Raw genomic sequence first — 17,280 nt, forward strand, 5'->3', positions numbered from 1 at the left:
TGTCAGACACGGGTGCGGCGGTTTCGTTACACCTGGCACCCGATCTTGTTCAACTTGTTGTTATCTCTTTACGTTTTTCCTGCGGGTTCCGACCTTTGCCACGACGCCAGCCGTGCAGCTTCTCCAGCAGTTTCAGAATGCCTGCGGGCGCGTGGTCTCGCTTCCATTCGCCCGCGGCGTACTTGGCCGATTCGTTCCAGGTGGGGTACGGATGAATGGTACCCAGTATCTTGTTTAGCCCCAGCCCGTGCTTCATCGCCAGGGTGAATTCGGCCAGTATCTCACCGGCGTGGGAGCCCACCACCACAGCGCCCAGAATCTTGTCTTTGCCCGGCGGCGTCAGCACCTTGATAAAGCCGTAGTCTTCGCTCTCGGCGATGGCCCGATCCAGATCGTCCAGGCCGTAACGGGTCACCTCGTAGGCGACGCCCTGTGCTTTGGCTTCCGCCTCACTGAGGCCCACCCGCGCCACTTCTGGCGAGGTGAAGGTCACCCAGGGCATGACACGGTAATCCACCTTGAAGCGCTTGAACTGACCAAACAGGCCATTCACCGCCGCATACCAGGCCTGATGAGCCGCGGCGTGGGTGAACTGATACGGCCCGGCGACATCGCCGCAGGCGAACACGTTCGGGAACCGCATACTCATGTCCTCTTCCACCGGTACGGTGCCGTTGGGCAGGGTGTCGACCCCGATGTTCTCCAGCCCCAGACCGGTGGTGTTGGCGGCGCGCCCCACAGCGACCAGTACCTCGTCAAAGGGGATGCGCACGCGTTCGCCCTGATGTTCGCAATACACCACCTTCTCGCCGTCTTCCACCGCAAATTCCCTGGCTGCATGGCCCAGCCTCAAATCGATACCGTCTCTCTCGAACTGCGCCCTGATCAGCTCCGAGACATCGTCGTCTTCTTTCGCCAGCAGGCGATCGCCCATTTCCACCTGAATCACCTGGCTGCCCAGGCGCACAAAGGCATGGGCGAGTTCGGACCCGATGGGGCCACCGCCCAGCACCAGCAGCCGCTGCGGCTGGTCCTGCAACTGCCACAGGTTGTCCGAGTTCAGGGGGTTCATGTCCTGCAGTCCCGGAATCGGTGGCATGGCTGGCTTGCCACCGGTGGCCACCACGATACTGCGCGCGGTCAGTCGCTCGGTGCGACCGTCGTTGTGTTTTACTTCCAGCTCCCAGGGAGATACGAAACTGGCCTCGCCGAAGATGCAATCCACGCCGAGGTTGCGGTAACGCTCGGGTGAGTCGTGGGGCTCAACCTTGGCCACCACCTCCTGCACGCGACTCATGATGTTTTTGAACGAGCCCTTCACCGGCACTGATTCGAGGCCGTACCGGTTGCCATGACGCATGGTATCCGCCGCCTTGGCACTGCGAATCAACGCTTTCGAGGGCACGCAACCGGTGTTCAGGCAGTCACCCCCCATTTTGTGCTTTTCGATCAGGCCCACTTTGGCTTTCACCGCGGCGGCAATGTAGGAGGACACCAGCCCTGCGGACCCGCCGCCGATGACCAGCAGGTTGTAATCAAAGTGCTCCGGCTTCTTCCAGCCGGCGTACACCTTGCGGCGGCGGATCATGCCCACCACAAACTTGGCGATCAGCGGAAAGATCCCAAGCAGGGCAAACGACAGCAGCAACTCTGCGGAGACAATATCGCCGGTGGACTGAATCTGTCCCAGCTGAGTGCCTGCATTCACATAGACAAAGGTACCCGGCAGCATCGCCAGCCAGCTTACCAGGGCGTAGGTGCGCAGCTTCATCCCCGTCAGGCCCATGGCCAGATTGATCAGGAAGAACGGAAACACCGGCACCAGGCGCAGGGTGGCCAGGTAAAATGCACCGTCCTTTTCAATGCCACGATCCATTTTCGCTACCGTTTCCCCGTAGCGCCGGCGCAAGGTGTCACGCATCAGAAAACGGGCCACGACAAAGGCCAGTGACGCACCAACGGTCGAGGCAAGGGAAACTGCGGCGAGACCATACAGGTTGCCGAAAAACGCGCCCCCCGCGAGGGTCATGATGGTCGCCCCGGGCAGCGAAAGGGCTGTTACCAACACGTAGATCACCACATACCCGAGCACCGCAACCAGCAGGTTCTGTTCAATCCAGTTGCCCAGAAGTTGCTGGTTATCCTTGAGGTTCTGCAGCGTGAGCACCTCGCCACCGCCGCTGGCAATAAACCCGATGACAACCGCCGCAATCACAGCGATCAGAATCCATTTTTTCAACGTCATGAAGCTATCCTTTTGATCTGAGCTTGATACCTGATGCCGCTAAGACACGGGATTGGTGAAAGTGTTACAGAAACACTGAAACTTACCTCGCGCCGTTGCCCTCTGTCCCCGTTTTACGGGATCGCATCATGAAAAGTGTCAAACTCCGCTCAATATTCTCTAACAATTTGATCACAGACGTTATCAGTCCGATCCGTACGGGGAAACGATGCGCGATTCGATGGCCAGCCACCATTCTTGAACATTCACTCACACAATTCACTATAAAAAGAAACCGTATCGCGGCACCAGGCACACAGATGTCCGGGCCGACCTGACCATGGGCAACACCGCGACGCATCGTCAGCACCTGCTCCGGCCCAGCCGTTCAGAACAAGTCCCCATTCGCTTGCTACCCGTACGCATTCCCCGTACACCTTGCGTATGGAAACCGTACGATCCGCACCTGACTGACCGGAGGCACCCCATGATCAGCAATCTGCCCAGCAACAGACAACCCGCTGTCATCACTGCCCTGGCCGGCGGCTGGGTGGCGGACGCCGCCAGCCTGGGACTGCATTGGCTTTACGACAGCCAGCGAATCCATGAGGTGGGCGGCCAGTCACCGGAATTCCTGACGCCGAAGGCCAGCTATTTTACGGGCGGCTTTGGGTACTTTGCCCACGACGGAAAACAGTCCGGCGATATCAGCCACTATGGCGCGGCCACCGGGGTGCTGATCGACAGCCTCCTGGCCAGTGACGGCAAGCTGGATATCCGCGATTACCAGCGGCGTTTCCGGAGTTTCTTCGGGCCGGGCGGGCCATGGATCGGCTTTCTGGATAACCCGACACGGGTGACCCTGAATAATCTGAACAACATTGAACAGAACGCCATCGACCAGGCCCTGGCGACCACGAAGGCTGATCTCACCGATCAGCAGAAGCGGATACTGGTGCAGAAAGTGTTGCCCTACACCCGCTGCCTGACGGGCAAGGAACTGGCAGCGCCGGTTCGCCAAGCCATCGACCTGACCTATCATGAAACCGACATTCAGGAAGCAGGCGTTCACATTGCTGAAACCATCGACCAGCACCTGCTGCCACAAAGCGGTGCCGATGACATGCAACTGCCCGCCGTATCCAAACTGGCGCCACTGGTCGCCTGCTATTGCGGCAGCGATAAACTGATGGAGGTTACCGAAGCGGCGGTACGGGTGACCAATCACAACGACGAGGCGGTGGCCTGGGCAAAATGCGCAGCGACCCTTCTGGACCAGCTTTTTCAGGGCAAGCCCATGTCGTCAGCCCTGGAAGCTGCCAGGACCGGGGCGCCGGATCAGGATAACCTGAGCCATGCCCTGTCCGGTTCGTCACTGGATGCAGTCAAAGCCGGCGACACCTTCGGCCGCACCTGTTACCTGCATGAGGCCATGCCGGTGATCTTTCACATCCTCAGCCATGCCAGCCGTTATACCGAAGCCGTCCGCGCCAACATCCACTGTGGCGGCGACTCCTGCGGCCGCAGCTGGATTATCGGCCCAGCCATGGCGGCGATTCACGGGGTTGGCGGCGAACAGGGTATCCCCTTGAGCTGGCTGGCCCGGGTGACGGACGCCAAAGCTCTTTTTACAGATAGTGAGTCACTGGTGAATGGCACATAGTCACCCAGGGGGGGCAGGAGAACGAGCCAAGAGGCTGTCTATCGCTCACTCCCTGCGATTCAGTTCCAGCCAGGCTGCCAGCCGGGAATGCGGGCGTCGGCCGAGATACAGCGGTAGCGCGCTCATCACCACCAGGATCGTGATGGCCGCGACTACGGTCACCACCGGATTCAGCTCGAAACCCTGACCCAGGCCGGCAAACACAAAGGTCATGGGGAGCATGCCCAGTGCCGTGGCCAGGGTGTAGCGCCAGAGGTGAATCGCCGTGACCCCGGCGGCGTAGCTGATCAGGGCAAAGGAAAACAGGGGGATCAACCGTGTCAACACCACCGCGATAAACAGAAATCGCTGGGAACCCTGCGCGGAAAACACCGGGTTGTTGTCCAGTTTGCGCTGGACAGCTTCACGCCCGAGCACGCGCGCCAGATAGAAAGCGATAAGAGAGCCCGCAAGCGCGCCGGCCACCGCAATGGCGGTGCCCCCGACTACCCCGTAAACCAGTCCGGACGCGGCGCTGATGGGCAGGGTGGGAATCGGACCCACCACCACCGCCAGAATCATCATCAACATCAGAAACAGCGGTCCGAAGGCGCCCTGCTGGGCAAGCCAGTCTGACAACGCCCCCGGGGAGAGGCTCGCGGGCATGCCCAGTTGACGCAGCAGCAGCCAGATCGCGGCCATCAGCAAGGCCACGATGGCAAGAAGGGAGACACGGAAAATCCACGGTGAACGGTTCATCACCGTATTCTACCCGCCGCGCGGCCATCGTACAGAACCGATGACTCGGGGCCCGGCCGGGATCAACTGGCCAGGCGGTTCACCTGTTCCACAAACCCGGCGGGAACCACATCCAGGATGGGGCGGGCATCGCCGCACACCTCCGGATGGGGTGCATCAGGTTCGACCGCCAGCACCACCGGTGACTCGGACCAGTGCAGTAGTTCCAGCCGGCCGTTCTCCCGTTCCACCAGCGCGGTGCAATGTTCCACCCAGTCGCCATCGTTGCAGTACAACCCGTCCTCGCTGCGCAAGAATCCGGCGGAATGGATATGGCCGCAGATAAAGCCATCGTAGTTGCCCTTCTCGGCCACCGTCAGCGCCGCGAGCTCGAACCGACGAATAAAGGTACGTGCCTTGCCGATCCGGCTTTTGACCCAGGATGCCAGCGACCAATAGGGCTTACCCTTGATGCGGCGCCAGGCGTTGAACCAGCGGTTCAGTCGCAAGAGGACGCCGTGGGCCCGATCGCCCACCAGCAGCATCAGCGGACTGCAGCGCACCACCTGATCAAACTGATCGCCGTGACAGACCATGAATCGACGGCCATCGGCGGTGGTGTGAATCGCTTTGTAATGGAGCTCGATGCCGGCAATGGTCTGGCCGCAAAAACGGCGCAGAACATCGTCGTGATTGCCGGGCACATAAACAACCCGGGTTCCGGTGGCAGCCAGCTCCATGAGTTTGTGAATGACCGCGTGGTGGGAGGGCGGAAAATGCACGCGCCGCTGCATGGCAATCAGATCGACGATGTCACCGACCAGATAGAGGGTTTCGCACCGCACCTGGGTCAGAAAGTCCAGCAGATACTCCGCCTGGCAATCCGCCGTGCCCAGGTGCACATCGGAAATGAACACACTCCGGTAGTTCCTCATGTCGTCTCCCGCCATTCAACCGTTCCGGATGACAACACTCTGTCAGCGGGCGGTGACGGCAGGGTGACAGCAAGACGACAGTTTGATGACCGAACGCGGCAATCCGGCCCGGTTGCCGGGCCGGCCACATTCGTGGGAACGGTGCGACAGAGCTACTGACGAAGGTCCGGATTCAGGGTGTAAGTGCCGGTGACGCGGGCACTGGCCAGCACATGCCCGGCCATGGCTTCGCGCACATCGTTGCCGTCAAACTCACCCTGCAGACCCAGGCTTTCCACATCCAGTGCGTGCACCTCGAAGTGGTAGTGATGGATAATTTCATCGTTCCAGGGCGGGCAAGGGCCATCGTAGCCGGCGTACACACCCGCCATATCCGGGTTGCCAGCGAGGAACTGGGTGTAGTTATTCACCCCGCGAATGCCCACCGGGCCCGGGCCGCACTCCTTGCCCTTGGGGCGCACGCCATCGCTGTCTTCGCCCTCGGGAATAAGACGGATGTTGGCCGGCACATCCACCAGCAACCAGTGGAAGAAATCCACCCGCGGTATGTCTTTCGATACAATCTTGCCTTCCTGGTTCACATCGTCTGCCACACTGGGCACGTCGGGATCGGACATCATCACGACAAAGCTCCGGGTGCCCTCGGGGGCTTCGTCCCAGGCCATTTCGGGATTGCGGTTGGGGCCGAAGCTCATATGGTCGGCCTCACTGTAGACACCGAAGGCAAACGCCTCCGGAACAGGCTGACCTTCTTCAATTCCTCGAACGTCCAGTTTCACGGCTTTGCCTCCTGTTGATCATGGGCGCTAAGCTCGCCGACAGTGTCTGCGACGGGCCTGTTCTGTGATAATACGGTTTTAACAACGGTGATATACGTCTGTCCAGACTAGCAGATGCCAACCGCCGTCACACAGAACAGGTCTACCTGCTCATGGCAGGAAACCACAACAACCAGGCGAGCCTCACACCCGGATGTTCAACAAAGGCGAAATCATTCACCACACCCGGGATGCTCTTGGCAGCATTCTGGTTATTGATTACCGCAAACACCGGGTGCTGACCTTCAATTCGATGTTCGAGCAGAGCAAGATTGATCGGCGCTACCCGCATCTGCCGGTTCATGAATACAACCGCGCCATGCTGTTGCCGGCGGTGTTCGCTAACCCGGCGCACGTCACCGTGCTCGGTCTCGGCGGCGGGGTGATGGCCAGCGCCCTGCTGCATCTATACCCGGCGTGCCGGGTGCATGCGGTGGAGTTGCGGCAAGCGGTGCTGGATACCGCGCGCGAATTTTTTGATCTGCCCGACAGCCAGCGCCTGACCGTGACCATTGCCGACGCACGGGATGCCCTTGAACGGCTGCCGGATGCCAGCACCAACATGATCCTGGCGGATCTCTACAACGCCGACCGCATGAGCCCGGCCCAGGCCCAGAAGCAGTTTGTGGAGGACTGTGCGCGGGTGCTCGACGGCGACGGCTGGCTGGTGTTGAACTACCACCGCACCCCGGACCCCGAAGGGCCCTACTTCCGCCAGCTCAAGCAGCACTTTGCCGTGCTGCTGATGTTCACCAGCAAGAGCAAGAATACCGTGGTCTACGCCAGCAAACGGCACTTCGAATCGGTGCACTCGAAGGATCCGCTGCTGGCGGAGCTCGAGCATCGCCTGCCCATTGACTGGTGCGGTCTGATGACCCGGGTGCGCCGCCTGGGCTGAGTCTGCCTCCAGTCACGGCCTTTCACCACCACCTCTTATCACAAAGTAGCAGTCAGCTGGCTCTGAGGTCGCATTGAGACCCAGGGCAGAGTCTTTAGCATGGGGAATCAAAACAACATAAACACAGGGGTAACCCATGGCTGGGCGCATCCTGCTCCTTTTCGCCTGCCTGTTACTGGCCTCTCCGGCCCATGCGGAGCTGTCAGACACCAAACGGGCACTGATTCAGGAGCTGTTTCCGTCAGCAACGGTGATTGAAGAAAAGCTGCCTGATTTCCCGGTCTATCCGGTGTACCAGTTGCAGGAGCTGCTTGGCTACGCCTACGAATCCATCGACCACAGCCGGCTTCAGGGCTTCGCGGGAAAACCCATCCGCCTGTTGGTCGGACTGGACGCTCGCGGCCGGTTTACCGGAGTGAAGGTATTGCATCACCATGAGCCGGTCTTTCTTCACGGCCTGGGTGAAGCGCCTCTGTTCGAATTCGTTGACCAGTACCAGGGCCGCTCGCTGCGGGAACAGATCATCGTCAACACCTCCAATACTAACCGCTCGGGCGCCCGCAGTGATGGCAACGTGGTGCATTTTGACGGGGTAAGCAAGGCCACTGTGTCGGTTCTGATTATCAATGACACGGTGCTGTCCTCGGCGCTGAAAGTGGCCCGTAATAAGCTGGACGGTTTTGCCCAGAGCGCGCCAACCCGGGCCAGAGCGAATTTCTTTGAACCTCTGGACTGGCAGCAGCTGGTCGAACGGGGCTACCTCGGTCGTGGGACAATAACCGTCGGGCAGGTTGAGGCGGAACTCGGAAGACCCCTCGCGAACTACCCCGAAAACGTCGCACCGGACACCGGCGAACCCTTTGCGAACCTGTTCTTCGGCTATCTCAATGCTCCCATGGTGGGCCGCAATCTGTTGGGCGACGAAGGCTATCAGCGACTGATGGGGCGCCTGGGCGACCAGGTTCAGATTCTTGCGGTAATGTCGGGCGGTCGCTATCCCCACCTTGCCGCGGATTTCGTACCCGGCAGCTCCCCCGACCGGATCGGCCTGGTCCAGAACAACCTCGCGGTGGAGCTGCGGGATCTCAACCTGCTTGACCAGAATCTCACCATCGAGGCGCCGGGCATGCCGGCGCTGGGAGTACACACCCTGTTCCGCATCGGCGGCAATGCTGGGTTCAATCCGGGCGCCGAAGCGACACTGCAGTTCAACATCGAACTTGCCCGCAACCACCTGATTGTGGACCGTGCCAGCTTCGACTTGCCCGTGCGGTTTGACGGGGACATGTTCGAGACGGTGGCGGTGGCCCCCAATCCCGAAGACACCCGCGCGCCCGTCTGGGTCGGCCTGTGGCAGGAACGCTGGTGGCAAATTGCGCTGCTGGTGCTGGGTCTGACGACACTGACCGTGTTCTTTGCCCGACAGCGGACGCTGAGCCGACACCCGAAACTGGTGCATCGTTTCCGCTGGGGATTTCTGTTTTTTACCCTGTTCTTTATCGGCTTCTACGCTCAGGGGCAGCTCTCCGTTGTCAACATCTACACCCTGTTCCTGGCGATCTGGGACGGTTTCTCCCTCAACGTGTTCCTGCTCGACCCGGTCATTTTCATCCTCTGGACCTACACCTTTGTGACGCTGTTTATCTGGGGGCGAGGACTGTTCTGCGGCTGGTTATGCCCGTTCGGCGTACTGCAGGAAATGGCGGCGTGGCTGGGAGAAAAACTGAGCATCCGCCAGCTCAGGATCCCGGAGCGCTGGCACCGGCGCCTGATTCTTATCAAGTACCCGATTCTGTTGGGACTGGTGGGCACTGCGTTCTATTCGCTTACCCTGGCGGAGCAACTGGCGGAAGTGGAGCCCTTCAAAACCAGCATCACGCTGCTATTTATGCGCTACTGGCCTTTCGTGGCCTACGCCGTTGGCCTGTTGATCATCGGCATGTTTGTACACAAGTTCTATTGCCGCTATCTGTGCCCGCTGGGTGCCGGTCTGGCGGTGCTGGGCCGATTCCGGTTGTTCAGCTGGCTGGATCGGGTGGAGCTATGCGGCAATCCCTGCCAGCACTGCAAGAACGCCTGCGGCATCAACGCCATTCGCAAGGACGGCCGGGTAGACTACGACGAGTGCATTCAGTGCCTGGAGTGTGTGGTCATTCTGCGGGATGACGAGGAGTGCGTGGATAAACGGCTGAAAACCAAACAGCGGATCAAGCAGGCCCATATCCTGGCAACGGATGCGGGCGACACCTGAATGATAACGGTTGTTGTTATTGAATAGCCGCGCACGCTACACTTGAGCGACTATTCAACACAGGGTACCGGTGTATCGTTGTATGGCCAGACACGCACGCTATGATCGCAAAACCGCTCTCGACAAGGCCGTGGGTCTGTTCTGGCAGAAGGGCTACCATGGCAGCTCCATGAAACAGGTCGAGCAGGCACTGGACATGCGTCCCGGCAGTATCTACGCCACATTCGGCAGCAAAGACGACCTGTTTGCCGAAGCGCTGGCCAGCTACGCCGAGCAAGCTGGCCACGGGCTGGCCCTGCATCTGGAGCAGTACGACTCCCTCGTTGACGGCCTGCAGGATTACCTGCGCAACATTGCCACCAGCTGCAACCCGGCACTCGCGGCGCCGGCTCGAGCCTGCATGATCGTCAAGACACTGCTGGAAGCCACCTATACCCACGGCGTGCTCGCCGAGCAGGCCAACAGCATTCTGGCCGCGATCGAGCGCTCACTTACCGAGCTGTTGGAACAGGCCCGAGCGCGGGGGGAGCTGGCACCCAACACGGATTGCCAACGTCTGGCGCGGCTCATCCAGGCACAGATCATGGGGTTGCGGGCCATGGGCGAGCGCGATCTTCGCGCCGAAGCGCTGCAACAGCTCGGTGGCGATATGGCATCCATTCTGGACAGTTACCGCACCCATCATTAAGACAGTCTGTTGATTTCGGGACGGTGGTACGTTGGTAGAATTGTCTCCATCACCCCGCCAACGTTAGACTTGGTTTTGCCGTAATATCACCCCGTCGGTTCCGTACGCCAGTGAGGACAGCCAAGCGCTTTCGCCTGAGAGCGCTTGGCTCTCTTCACTTCAAGGTATGATTGTTATGGATAACCTTCATCACATCGTGGTCGTTGGCGGCGGCGCCGGCGGTCTCGAACTGGTCACCAGCCTGGGCAACAGACTCGGTCGGAAAAAACGGGCACGGATTACTCTGGTGGATTCCGGACTGACCCATGTCTGGAAACCGCTGCTACACGAAGTGGCCTCCGGCTCTCTCGACGCCAACGCCAATGAGATCAACTACCGCGCCCACGCCCGCAAGCATCACTATGAGTTCCAGCTGGGCCGCATGACCGGGCTTGATCGCCAGACGAAACACCTGGTGATTGCCCCGTTTCACGATGAAGACGGCACCGAAGTGGTGCCCGAGCGCCGCATCGCCTACGACACCCTGGTGATGGCCGTTGGCAGTACCGCCAACGATTTCGGGACACCCGGCGCGCAGGAGCATTGTCTGTTCCTGGACAGCCTCAAGCAGGCGCGGCGCTTCCACAATCTGATGCTGAACGCCTTCCTGAGGAAGAATCACGAAGCCTTGCAAGGTGGCCAGCACACCCTGCACATCAACATCATCGGTGCTGGCGCCACCGGTGTCGAACTGGCCGCCGAGCTGCGCCTGGCGTCGCGGGAATTGCCGGTGTACGGCATGAATCACCTGCAGGCTTCCGACGTGTCGATTACCGTGATCGAAGCCGCTGACCGGATTTTACCGGCGCTCCCCGGGCGGCTCTCTGCAGCTGCAACCCGGGAGCTGGAACGCCAGAGCGTGAAGGTGCTCACCGGCCAGCCGGTCAACGAAATCCGCGCCGGGAGTGTGGTCATGAAAGATGGCACCGAACTGCCCTCGGAAATGACCATCTGGGCCGCAGGCATCAAGGCACCCGGTTTTCTGACCGCCCTGGAAGGACTGGAAACCAATCGTAGCAATCAGTTGGTGGTGGAGCAGACCCTGCAAACCACCGCCGACCCCGACATCTATGCCTTCGGCGACTGCGCGGCCTGCCCACAGCCCGACAGCGAGCTGACCGTGCCTCCGAGAGCCCAGGCCGCCCACCAGCAAGCCGATGCGCTGTTCAAAACCCTGTGCAACCGGCTGGAGGGCAAGCCCGCGATTCCGTTCGTATATAACGATCACGGTTCACTGATCAATTTCAGCCGCTACACCACAGTGGGCAACCTGATGGGCAATCTGTCGGGGCGCAGCATGTATATTGAAGGCAGGGTGGCGAGGTTGTTCTATGTTTCCCTGTACCGTATGCACCAGGTCGCCCTGCACGGGTTTCTCCGCACCGGCATTATCTGGCTGATGGACCGCATCAGCCGCGCGATGCATCCTCGCCTGAAACTCCACTGACGCGGGTGCCCGGGCGCAGGCTGGAGCGGGTGAAGGGAATCGAACCCTCGTATGCAGCTTGGGAAGCTGCCGTTCTACCATTGAACTACACCCGCAATTCGGCTGCCGCTCCGGCAATATAAGCGGAGCGACCCGCGGCCGGCAAGCCCCTGTAGCCGGAAATCCGATCACCGCCACTGTGACAGTCCTGATATGCTGTAATCCTGGCAAATGGAGACCCGATGGACCCCACGTTCACCCTGATTGGCGCACTGATGCTGGTCATCAGCATTGTACTCAGCCCGCTGTCGAGCCGGGTGGGCATGCCTGTGCTACTGATTTTCCTGATCGTCGGGATGATCATGGGTGAAGACGGCCCTGGCGGCATTGATTTCGATAACTTCGAGCTGGCCTTTGTGATCGCCAACCTCGCCCTGGGGGTGATCCTGCTGGACGGCGGCATGCGCACCCGCGCGGAAACATTCCGCGTGGGGTTGCGGCCGGCTTTGATGCTGGCCACCGTCGGCGTATTCCTGACCGCCGGCGGCGCCGGTCTGGTGGCGTGGTGGGTGTTCGACCTGCACTGGCTGACCGCATTATTGATCGGCGCCATCATTTCATCCACCGACGCCGCCGCGGTTTTTTCGCTGTTGCAGGGCCGTGGCCTGCACCTGAACGAACGGGTCAGCGCCACCCTGGAAATCGAGTCCGGCAGCAACGATCCGATGGCCATTTTCCTTACCCTGATGCTGGTCACGATGATTGCCAGCGAGGGTCAGAGCGCCGGCTGGACCGCTGTGATCATGCTGGCCGAGCAGTTCGGCATTGGCGCCGCCGCCGGACTGATCGGTGGCTACGCGGTGGTGGAGCTGGCCAACCGCATCCGCCTGACCCCCTCTCTTTACCCCCTGCTGGTCGCCGCAGCAGGCATTGCCGTATTCTCCGGCACCAATGCCATCGGTGGCAGCGGGTTTCTTGCCATCTACCTGACCGGGGTGGTGATCGGAAACCGGCCGGTGCGGATGATGCCAATGATTCTGCAGGTGCACGACGGCCTGGCCTGGCTGTCCCAGATCAGCCTGTTCCTCATTCTGGGCCTGCTGGTCACCCCCAGCGACCTCTGGCAACTGGCCGGGGCCGGGCTGATCCTCGCGCTGGCGCTGATTTTCCTGATCCGACCGCTGACCGTGCTGATCACTCTCTGGCCGTTCGGCTTCAACCGGCGCGAACTGGGCTTTATCAGCTGGGTGGGTTTGCGGGGCGCAGTGCCCATCGTACTGGCGTTGTTCCCGATCATCGCGGATCTGCCTGACTCCCAACTGATTTTTCACGCCGCGTTCTTCATTGTGCTGGTGTCGTTGATCGTGCAGGGCACCACCATGGCGCCGCTGGCACGCAAACTCGGGCTGGAGGTGCCAGCCGGCGAAGACCCTTACCGCCGGCTGCCACTGGACGTTCCGGCCACCGGCGATCATGAGCTGATGCTGTTTCCGCTGAGGGGGGAGAGCTGGAACACGCCCAGACCCCTGGGCCAGCTGCGCCTGCCCGCGAATACGGCCATTGCCGGGGTGTTCCGCGAGCGGATCTGCCACCAGCCCAGCCCCGAAATGGACGTGTTCAGCGGCGATGTCATTGCCATGTTCGCCACTCCCGCCGCGTTGTCCGAATTGGGCAAGGCGCTCAGTGGGCGCCACGCCCCGAAACACCTCGCCGAGCGAGCCTTCTTCGGCGACTTTGTCCTCAATGGCGACGCGTTGTTAGGAGACGTGGAGCAGGTGTACGGTATCGAATTCGACGAGCTACCCCCCGAACTGTCCCTCGCGGAGTGCTTTGCGCGGCGAACTCGCGGACACCCGGTGGTCGGCGACAGGGTGGTTCTGGGCCCGGTCACGCTGGTGGCCAGGGCCACCGAAGCAGACCGCGTCACAAAGGTTGGTCTGAAGATGGACAGCCAGGAAAAAACCCGGTCCGGTTAGGCAACCGTCAAGAAAGTTAACAAAACCAACTCCCTTTCCAAGGGTTGGCTATGCTATAAACTGTGCCAGACCAACATTAATCATTAGTAAGTTATGCCCATGACGTTCCGCTATTACCTCAGTCTGTTCATCTTTGCCGTCAGCCTTGTCGTGCCAATGCAGGGTGTCTATGCAGAAGATCTGCTGGCCCGTGCCGACACCCGGATGCCGACAGACGAGCCCGCCACGGACGAACTGGCCGCGATCACCAAAGTACTGGTACATAAAAGTGAACGCAGGCTGTATCTGATGGACGATGACGACGTCGTTCGCAGTTACCGGATCTCACTGGGCGACAACCCCGAAGGCCACAAACTGTACGAGGGCGACGAACGCACCCCGGAAGGGGATTACGAGCTGGACTGGCGCAACTCCGACAGCGATTTCTATAAATCGATTCACATTTCCTATCCCAACGTGCGGGACCGGGAACTGGCCAGCGCCTGGGGCCTGGACCCCGGTGGCAGCATCATGATTCATGGCTTGCCCAATGAAGCCGGCGATATGGCGTTCGCTTACACCGGTCTGGACTGGACCAACGGGTGCATCGCCGTCACCAATGAAGAGATGGACGAGATCTGGCAACTGGTCGCCGATGGGACCCCCATTCGTATACTCCCCTGATACGTTTCTGACGGTTATCAAACTTTCTTTTTTATTAAGTTGTTGTCATAACCCAAGAACTTTTACGTATCCTTAGTTAACATTTTCCCGTAGAGTGTTTTACACTGTTTCACGACTCCGGTAGTCAATGCCTATCGGGCCCGGTTTGACAGGAAGTCATCCAGACTTCTGGATCACAGGAAATATAACGACCTATAAGGGGATAAGATATGCGTAAACTGACGATCGCAGGGTTTGCAATGGCCGCCGCACTGACCGCTGGCTGTGCCACTACTGATCAGGGTGCTATCGACGAAGCGAATGCTAACGCTAGCTCCGCTGAGCAAACTGCTGAAAATGCTCTGAACACCGCTAACAGCGCTTCCAGCGCTGCACGCTCTGCCCAGCAGACTGCAGACGAAGCACTGGCTGCTGCGAAAGCTGCCCAAAAGGCCGCTGACGAAGCAAACGAGCGCGCCAAGCGTATGCTCGAGCGTGCCAGCCAGAAGTAAGGCTGAGACGTAATAAAAAAGGCCGGCTAACGCCGGCCTTTTTTATGCCTGCAATGCTTCCGTCAGTCCGGCGCATCCTTACGTCCGGATGAGTCCAGGCCCTGCCGCTGTTTTTCCATGAACGATTTCAACATGTCCATGGGCAACGGGAACACAATGGTCGACGAATTGTTATTGCTCATATCGGCCAGCGTTTGCAGATAGCGCAGTTGCATGGCGCCGGAGTTCGTTGACATCACATCCGCGGCTTCCACCAGCTTCTTCGATGCCTGCAGTTCACCCTCCGCATGAATGACTTTCGCCCGACGCTCGCGCTCGGCCTCAGCCTGACGGGCAATGGCCCTTATCATCGACTCGTTCAGGTCCACGTGCTTGATCTCGACATTGGCGACCTTGATACCCCACTCTTCGGTCTGGGCATCGATGATTTCCTGGATATCGATATTGAGCTTGTCTCGCTCTGACAACATTTCATCAAGGTCGTGCTTACCCAGTACCGATCTCAGGGTGGTCTGCGCCAGTTGACTGGTGGCGGCACCGAAATCCTCCACCCGGATGATCGCCCGCTCCGGATCCACCACGCGGAAATACAACACGGCGTTGACCCGCACCGTCACGTTGTCTTTGGAGATGACGTCCTGACTCGGCACATCCAGGGTGATCACCCGCAGGTCCACTCTGACGATCTGCTGGATGCCGGGAATCACGATGATCAGGCCGGGGCCCTTTACTCCCTGGAAACGACCCAGAAAAAACACCACGCCGCGCTCGTATTCCGGCAGAATCTTGATGGCTGACCCGAGGATCAGCAGCAGCACCACAATGGGTGCGAGATAGGGAATCAGATCGCCTGTGAACATACTGTCTCCTTCGCTGGTTGCTCTTTCTGTGTGAATGTCTCCGGTCAGCCGACGGGCTCTGTCAGGGTCACTCGTACCGTCAACCCGTTAATTTCAACGACGCGCACATGCTGACCCTGCCTCACCGGCTCGGTACTGACCGAGTTCCAGCGTTCTCCGCTCATGCGCACATGGCCACGGTAGCCGTCCTCGAACGGGGCGAAGTCGTCCACCGCCACCACCTGCTCATGAGGCATCTGCTCCGTGCCACTGACCGGATCCCGTTTGCGCAGGCCGATGAAGCGGGTCACCGTCCACAGGATGAACCCGCCGGCAACGGCGGCGGTGCCACCGACCATCGGCAGGGAAATATCGCGATGGCTGCCATCCATCAGGATCACCGACCCGGTGATGAAAGCGATAATCCCCCCGATGCCCAATATCCCGAAACTGGGCATGAAGGCCTCCCCGACAATGAAGGCCAGGCCGAGCAGTATGAGCGCCAGCCCGGCATAGTTCACCGACAACACCTGGAACGCGAACAGGGCAAGAATGAGACTGATAGCGCCGATCACTCCGGGGAAGATGGCGCCGGGGTTGGACAGCTCGAAGATGATGCCGTAAAAGCCGATGATCATCAGGAAATAGGCCACATTAGGATCGGTGATCACCGACAGCAGGCGGGTACGCCAGTCCGGGTCGGCCCGCACCAGCTTCAGGCCGGCGGTCTGCAAGGTGCGCTCGCCGTCGGCCATCCGCACGGTGCGGCCATCAATCTGGACCAACAGGTCAGAGAGGTTAGCCGCCACTACATCAACCACCTGTTTATCCTGTGCTTCCTCAGCACCCAGATTGACCGCTTCACGCACCGCCTCTTCGGCCCAATCGGCGTTGCGGCCATGGCGCTGTGCCAGACCGCGGATGTAACTGACCGCGTCTTCCAGCACCTTGCGCTCCATGGCAGTCTCGCCGCGCCGTTTGCGGTCGGTGGCCTCGCCTTCTGGCTGTTTCCGGGATCCTTCAGTTGTCGTGTCTTCGGGGACGGATTGCGGCGGATCCTCCGGCGCCTCGTCCATGCCGGGCATGCCACCCATCTGCACCGGCGTAGCGGACCCGAGATTGGTCGCCGGGGCCATGGCGGCAATGTGGCTGGCGTAAAGAATATAAGTTCCGGCGCTGGCGGCGCGCGCGCCTTCCGGCGACACGTAGGTCACCACTGGCACCGTTGAGGCCAGAATTTCCTTGATTATGCCGCGCATGGAGTCCATCAGCCCGCCGGGGGTATCCATCTCAATGATGACCAGAGCGGCGTCTTCCGATTCGGCCCGCTGGAAGCCACGCACCAGGTAGTCCATGGTTGCCGGCCCGATGGCACCTTCCACCGACAGAACCAGTGCCGTGCCGCCCTCTTTTTGCTGAGCATAAACGGAATGGGCGAGGGAGGCCAGCGCCAGCACAGCACCCACAAGAAACACCGTCAGTGAACGGGCGAAGGGTTTGGAGAAATGTTTGGAGACGGTCGTTTTTCCCGGATGATTCGCGCCCATCGTGACTCCCCGCACAGGGTAATGAATGGCGAATGGGCCACCCGACGGGTGACCCCCACTGTCAGTATAGTGGGCAATCCGGATCCGGGTTACAAATCGCCACAC

At 60.1% G+C, this 17,280-nt stretch carries 14 protein-coding genes and 1 tRNA gene; 8 read left to right on the top strand and 7 right to left on the bottom strand.

Annotated elements, in window-relative coordinates; all coding sequences use genetic code 11:
- Window positions 1-49: 49 nt before the first annotated feature.
- The gene (locus R0125_RS11570; RefSeq protein WP_248184563.1) at window positions 50-2,245 is read right to left on the bottom strand and encodes an FAD-dependent oxidoreductase; all 2,196 of its coding nucleotides are present in this window, start codon (window positions 2,243-2,245) and stop codon (window positions 50-52) included.
- Between the two features lie 466 nt (window positions 2,246-2,711).
- On the opposite strand from R0125_RS11570, the gene R0125_RS11575 reads away from it, so the two are divergent.
- Window positions 2,712-3,887: an ADP-ribosylglycohydrolase family protein gene (locus R0125_RS11575; RefSeq protein WP_248184562.1), complete on the top strand. Its 1,176-nt coding sequence runs from the start codon at window positions 2,712-2,714 to the stop codon at window positions 3,885-3,887.
- A 45-nt stretch (window positions 3,888-3,932) separates the two neighbouring features.
- On the opposite strand, the gene R0125_RS11580 is transcribed toward R0125_RS11575, so the two are convergent.
- The 3 genes from R0125_RS11580 to R0125_RS11590 all read right to left on the bottom strand — a co-directional run bounded on the left by R0125_RS11580 (window position 3,933) and on the right by R0125_RS11590 (window position 6,318).
- Window positions 3,933-4,625 (bottom strand): TVP38/TMEM64 family protein, encoded by a 693-nt coding sequence (locus R0125_RS11580; RefSeq protein WP_317238280.1) that lies wholly within the window; start codon window positions 4,623-4,625, stop codon window positions 3,933-3,935.
- A gap of 62 nt (window positions 4,626-4,687) precedes the next feature.
- Window positions 4,688-5,539, bottom strand: coding sequence for a UDP-2,3-diacylglucosamine diphosphatase (locus R0125_RS11585; protein WP_248184559.1), 852 nt, complete (start codon window positions 5,537-5,539; stop codon window positions 4,688-4,690).
- A gap of 152 nt (window positions 5,540-5,691) precedes the next feature.
- Window positions 5,692-6,318 (bottom strand): YbhB/YbcL family Raf kinase inhibitor-like protein, encoded by a 627-nt coding sequence (locus tag R0125_RS11590; RefSeq protein ID WP_317238281.1) that lies wholly within the window; start codon window positions 6,316-6,318, stop codon window positions 5,692-5,694.
- A gap of 193 nt (window positions 6,319-6,511) precedes the next feature.
- On the opposite strand from R0125_RS11590, the gene R0125_RS11595 reads away from it, so the two are divergent.
- The 4 genes from R0125_RS11595 (at window position 6,512) to R0125_RS11610 (ending at window position 11,680) form a co-directional block, all read left to right on the top strand.
- Window positions 6,512-7,255 (top strand): spermidine synthase, encoded by a 744-nt coding sequence (locus tag R0125_RS11595; protein ID WP_248184556.1) that lies wholly within the window; start codon window positions 6,512-6,514, stop codon window positions 7,253-7,255.
- Between the two features lie 136 nt (window positions 7,256-7,391).
- The gene (locus R0125_RS11600) at window positions 7,392-9,506 is read left to right on the top strand and encodes a 4Fe-4S binding protein (RefSeq protein WP_317238282.1); all 2,115 of its coding nucleotides are present in this window, start codon (window positions 7,392-7,394) and stop codon (window positions 9,504-9,506) included.
- An 82-nt stretch (window positions 9,507-9,588) separates the two neighbouring features.
- The gene (locus R0125_RS11605) at window positions 9,589-10,194 is read left to right on the top strand and encodes a TetR/AcrR family transcriptional regulator (RefSeq protein ID WP_248184550.1); all 606 of its coding nucleotides are present in this window, start codon (window positions 9,589-9,591) and stop codon (window positions 10,192-10,194) included.
- 175 nt (window positions 10,195-10,369) lie between these two features.
- A complete protein-coding gene (locus R0125_RS11610) occupies window positions 10,370-11,680 on the top strand; it encodes an NAD(P)/FAD-dependent oxidoreductase (RefSeq protein WP_317238283.1) in 1,311 nt (436 codons plus the stop codon).
- A gap of 21 nt (window positions 11,681-11,701) precedes the next feature.
- Here R0125_RS11610 and R0125_RS11615 read toward each other — a convergent pair.
- Window positions 11,702-11,775: transfer RNA gene (locus tag R0125_RS11615), tRNA-Gly, on the bottom strand.
- Between the two features lie 126 nt (window positions 11,776-11,901).
- Between R0125_RS11615 and R0125_RS11620 the strand changes: the two genes are divergently transcribed.
- From R0125_RS11620 to R0125_RS11630, 3 genes are all read left to right on the top strand, one after another.
- The gene (locus tag R0125_RS11620) at window positions 11,902-13,635 is read left to right on the top strand and encodes a potassium/proton antiporter (protein WP_248184542.1); all 1,734 of its coding nucleotides are present in this window, start codon (window positions 11,902-11,904) and stop codon (window positions 13,633-13,635) included.
- Between the two features lie 156 nt (window positions 13,636-13,791).
- The gene (locus tag R0125_RS11625) at window positions 13,792-14,298 is read left to right on the top strand and encodes a murein L,D-transpeptidase family protein (protein ID WP_248184770.1); all 507 of its coding nucleotides are present in this window, start codon (window positions 13,792-13,794) and stop codon (window positions 14,296-14,298) included.
- A 209-nt stretch (window positions 14,299-14,507) separates the two neighbouring features.
- Window positions 14,508-14,789, top strand: a complete 282-nt coding sequence (locus R0125_RS11630) for an Lpp/OprI family alanine-zipper lipoprotein (protein WP_248184539.1) — start codon at window positions 14,508-14,510, stop codon at window positions 14,787-14,789.
- A 62-nt stretch (window positions 14,790-14,851) separates the two neighbouring features.
- On the opposite strand, the gene R0125_RS11635 is transcribed toward R0125_RS11630, so the two are convergent.
- Both R0125_RS11635 and R0125_RS11640 read right to left on the bottom strand, forming a co-directional pair.
- The gene (locus R0125_RS11635) at window positions 14,852-15,649 is read right to left on the bottom strand and encodes a slipin family protein (RefSeq protein ID WP_317238284.1); all 798 of its coding nucleotides are present in this window, start codon (window positions 15,647-15,649) and stop codon (window positions 14,852-14,854) included.
- A gap of 44 nt (window positions 15,650-15,693) precedes the next feature.
- The gene (locus tag R0125_RS11640) at window positions 15,694-17,175 is read right to left on the bottom strand and encodes a nodulation protein NfeD (protein ID WP_317238285.1); all 1,482 of its coding nucleotides are present in this window, start codon (window positions 17,173-17,175) and stop codon (window positions 15,694-15,696) included.
- Window positions 17,176-17,280 lie beyond the last annotated feature (105 nt).

Origin of the sequence: Marinobacter sp. M-5 (assembly GCF_032911545.1) — a bacterium.
In the GTDB taxonomy this organism is placed as follows: domain Bacteria; phylum Pseudomonadota; class Gammaproteobacteria; order Pseudomonadales; family Oleiphilaceae; genus Marinobacter; species Marinobacter goseongensis.

Bases quoted from the DNA above. Each gene is read 5' to 3' on its own strand.
- R0125_RS11620 (WP_248184542.1), top strand. From the start codon at position 11,902: ATGGACCCCACGTTCACCCTGATTGGCGCACTGATGCTGGTCATCAGC.
- R0125_RS11610 (WP_317238283.1), top strand. From the start codon at position 10,370: ATGGATAACCTTCATCACATCGTGGTCGTTGGCGGCGGCGCCGGCGGT.
- R0125_RS11640 (WP_317238285.1), bottom strand. From the start codon at position 17,175: ATGGGCGCGAATCATCCGGGAAAAACGACCGTCTCCAAACATTTCTCC.
- R0125_RS11600 (WP_317238282.1), top strand. From the start codon at position 7,392: ATGGCTGGGCGCATCCTGCTCCTTTTCGCCTGCCTGTTACTGGCCTCT.
- R0125_RS11625 (WP_248184770.1), top strand. From the start codon at position 13,792: ATGCAGGGTGTCTATGCAGAAGATCTGCTGGCCCGTGCCGACACCCGG.
- R0125_RS11595 (WP_248184556.1), top strand. From the start codon at position 6,512: ATGTTCAACAAAGGCGAAATCATTCACCACACCCGGGATGCTCTTGGC.
- R0125_RS11570 (WP_248184563.1), bottom strand. From the start codon at position 2,245: ATGACGTTGAAAAAATGGATTCTGATCGCTGTGATTGCGGCGGTTGTC.
- R0125_RS11605 (WP_248184550.1), top strand. From the start codon at position 9,589: ATGGCCAGACACGCACGCTATGATCGCAAAACCGCTCTCGACAAGGCC.
- R0125_RS11630 (WP_248184539.1), top strand. From the start codon at position 14,508: ATGCGTAAACTGACGATCGCAGGGTTTGCAATGGCCGCCGCACTGACC.
- R0125_RS11580 (WP_317238280.1), bottom strand. From the start codon at position 4,625: ATGAACCGTTCACCGTGGATTTTCCGTGTCTCCCTTCTTGCCATCGTG.
- R0125_RS11585 (WP_248184559.1), bottom strand. From the start codon at position 5,539: ATGAGGAACTACCGGAGTGTGTTCATTTCCGATGTGCACCTGGGCACG.
- R0125_RS11635 (WP_317238284.1), bottom strand. From the start codon at position 15,649: ATGTTCACAGGCGATCTGATTCCCTATCTCGCACCCATTGTGGTGCTG.
- R0125_RS11575 (WP_248184562.1), top strand. From the start codon at position 2,712: ATGATCAGCAATCTGCCCAGCAACAGACAACCCGCTGTCATCACTGCC.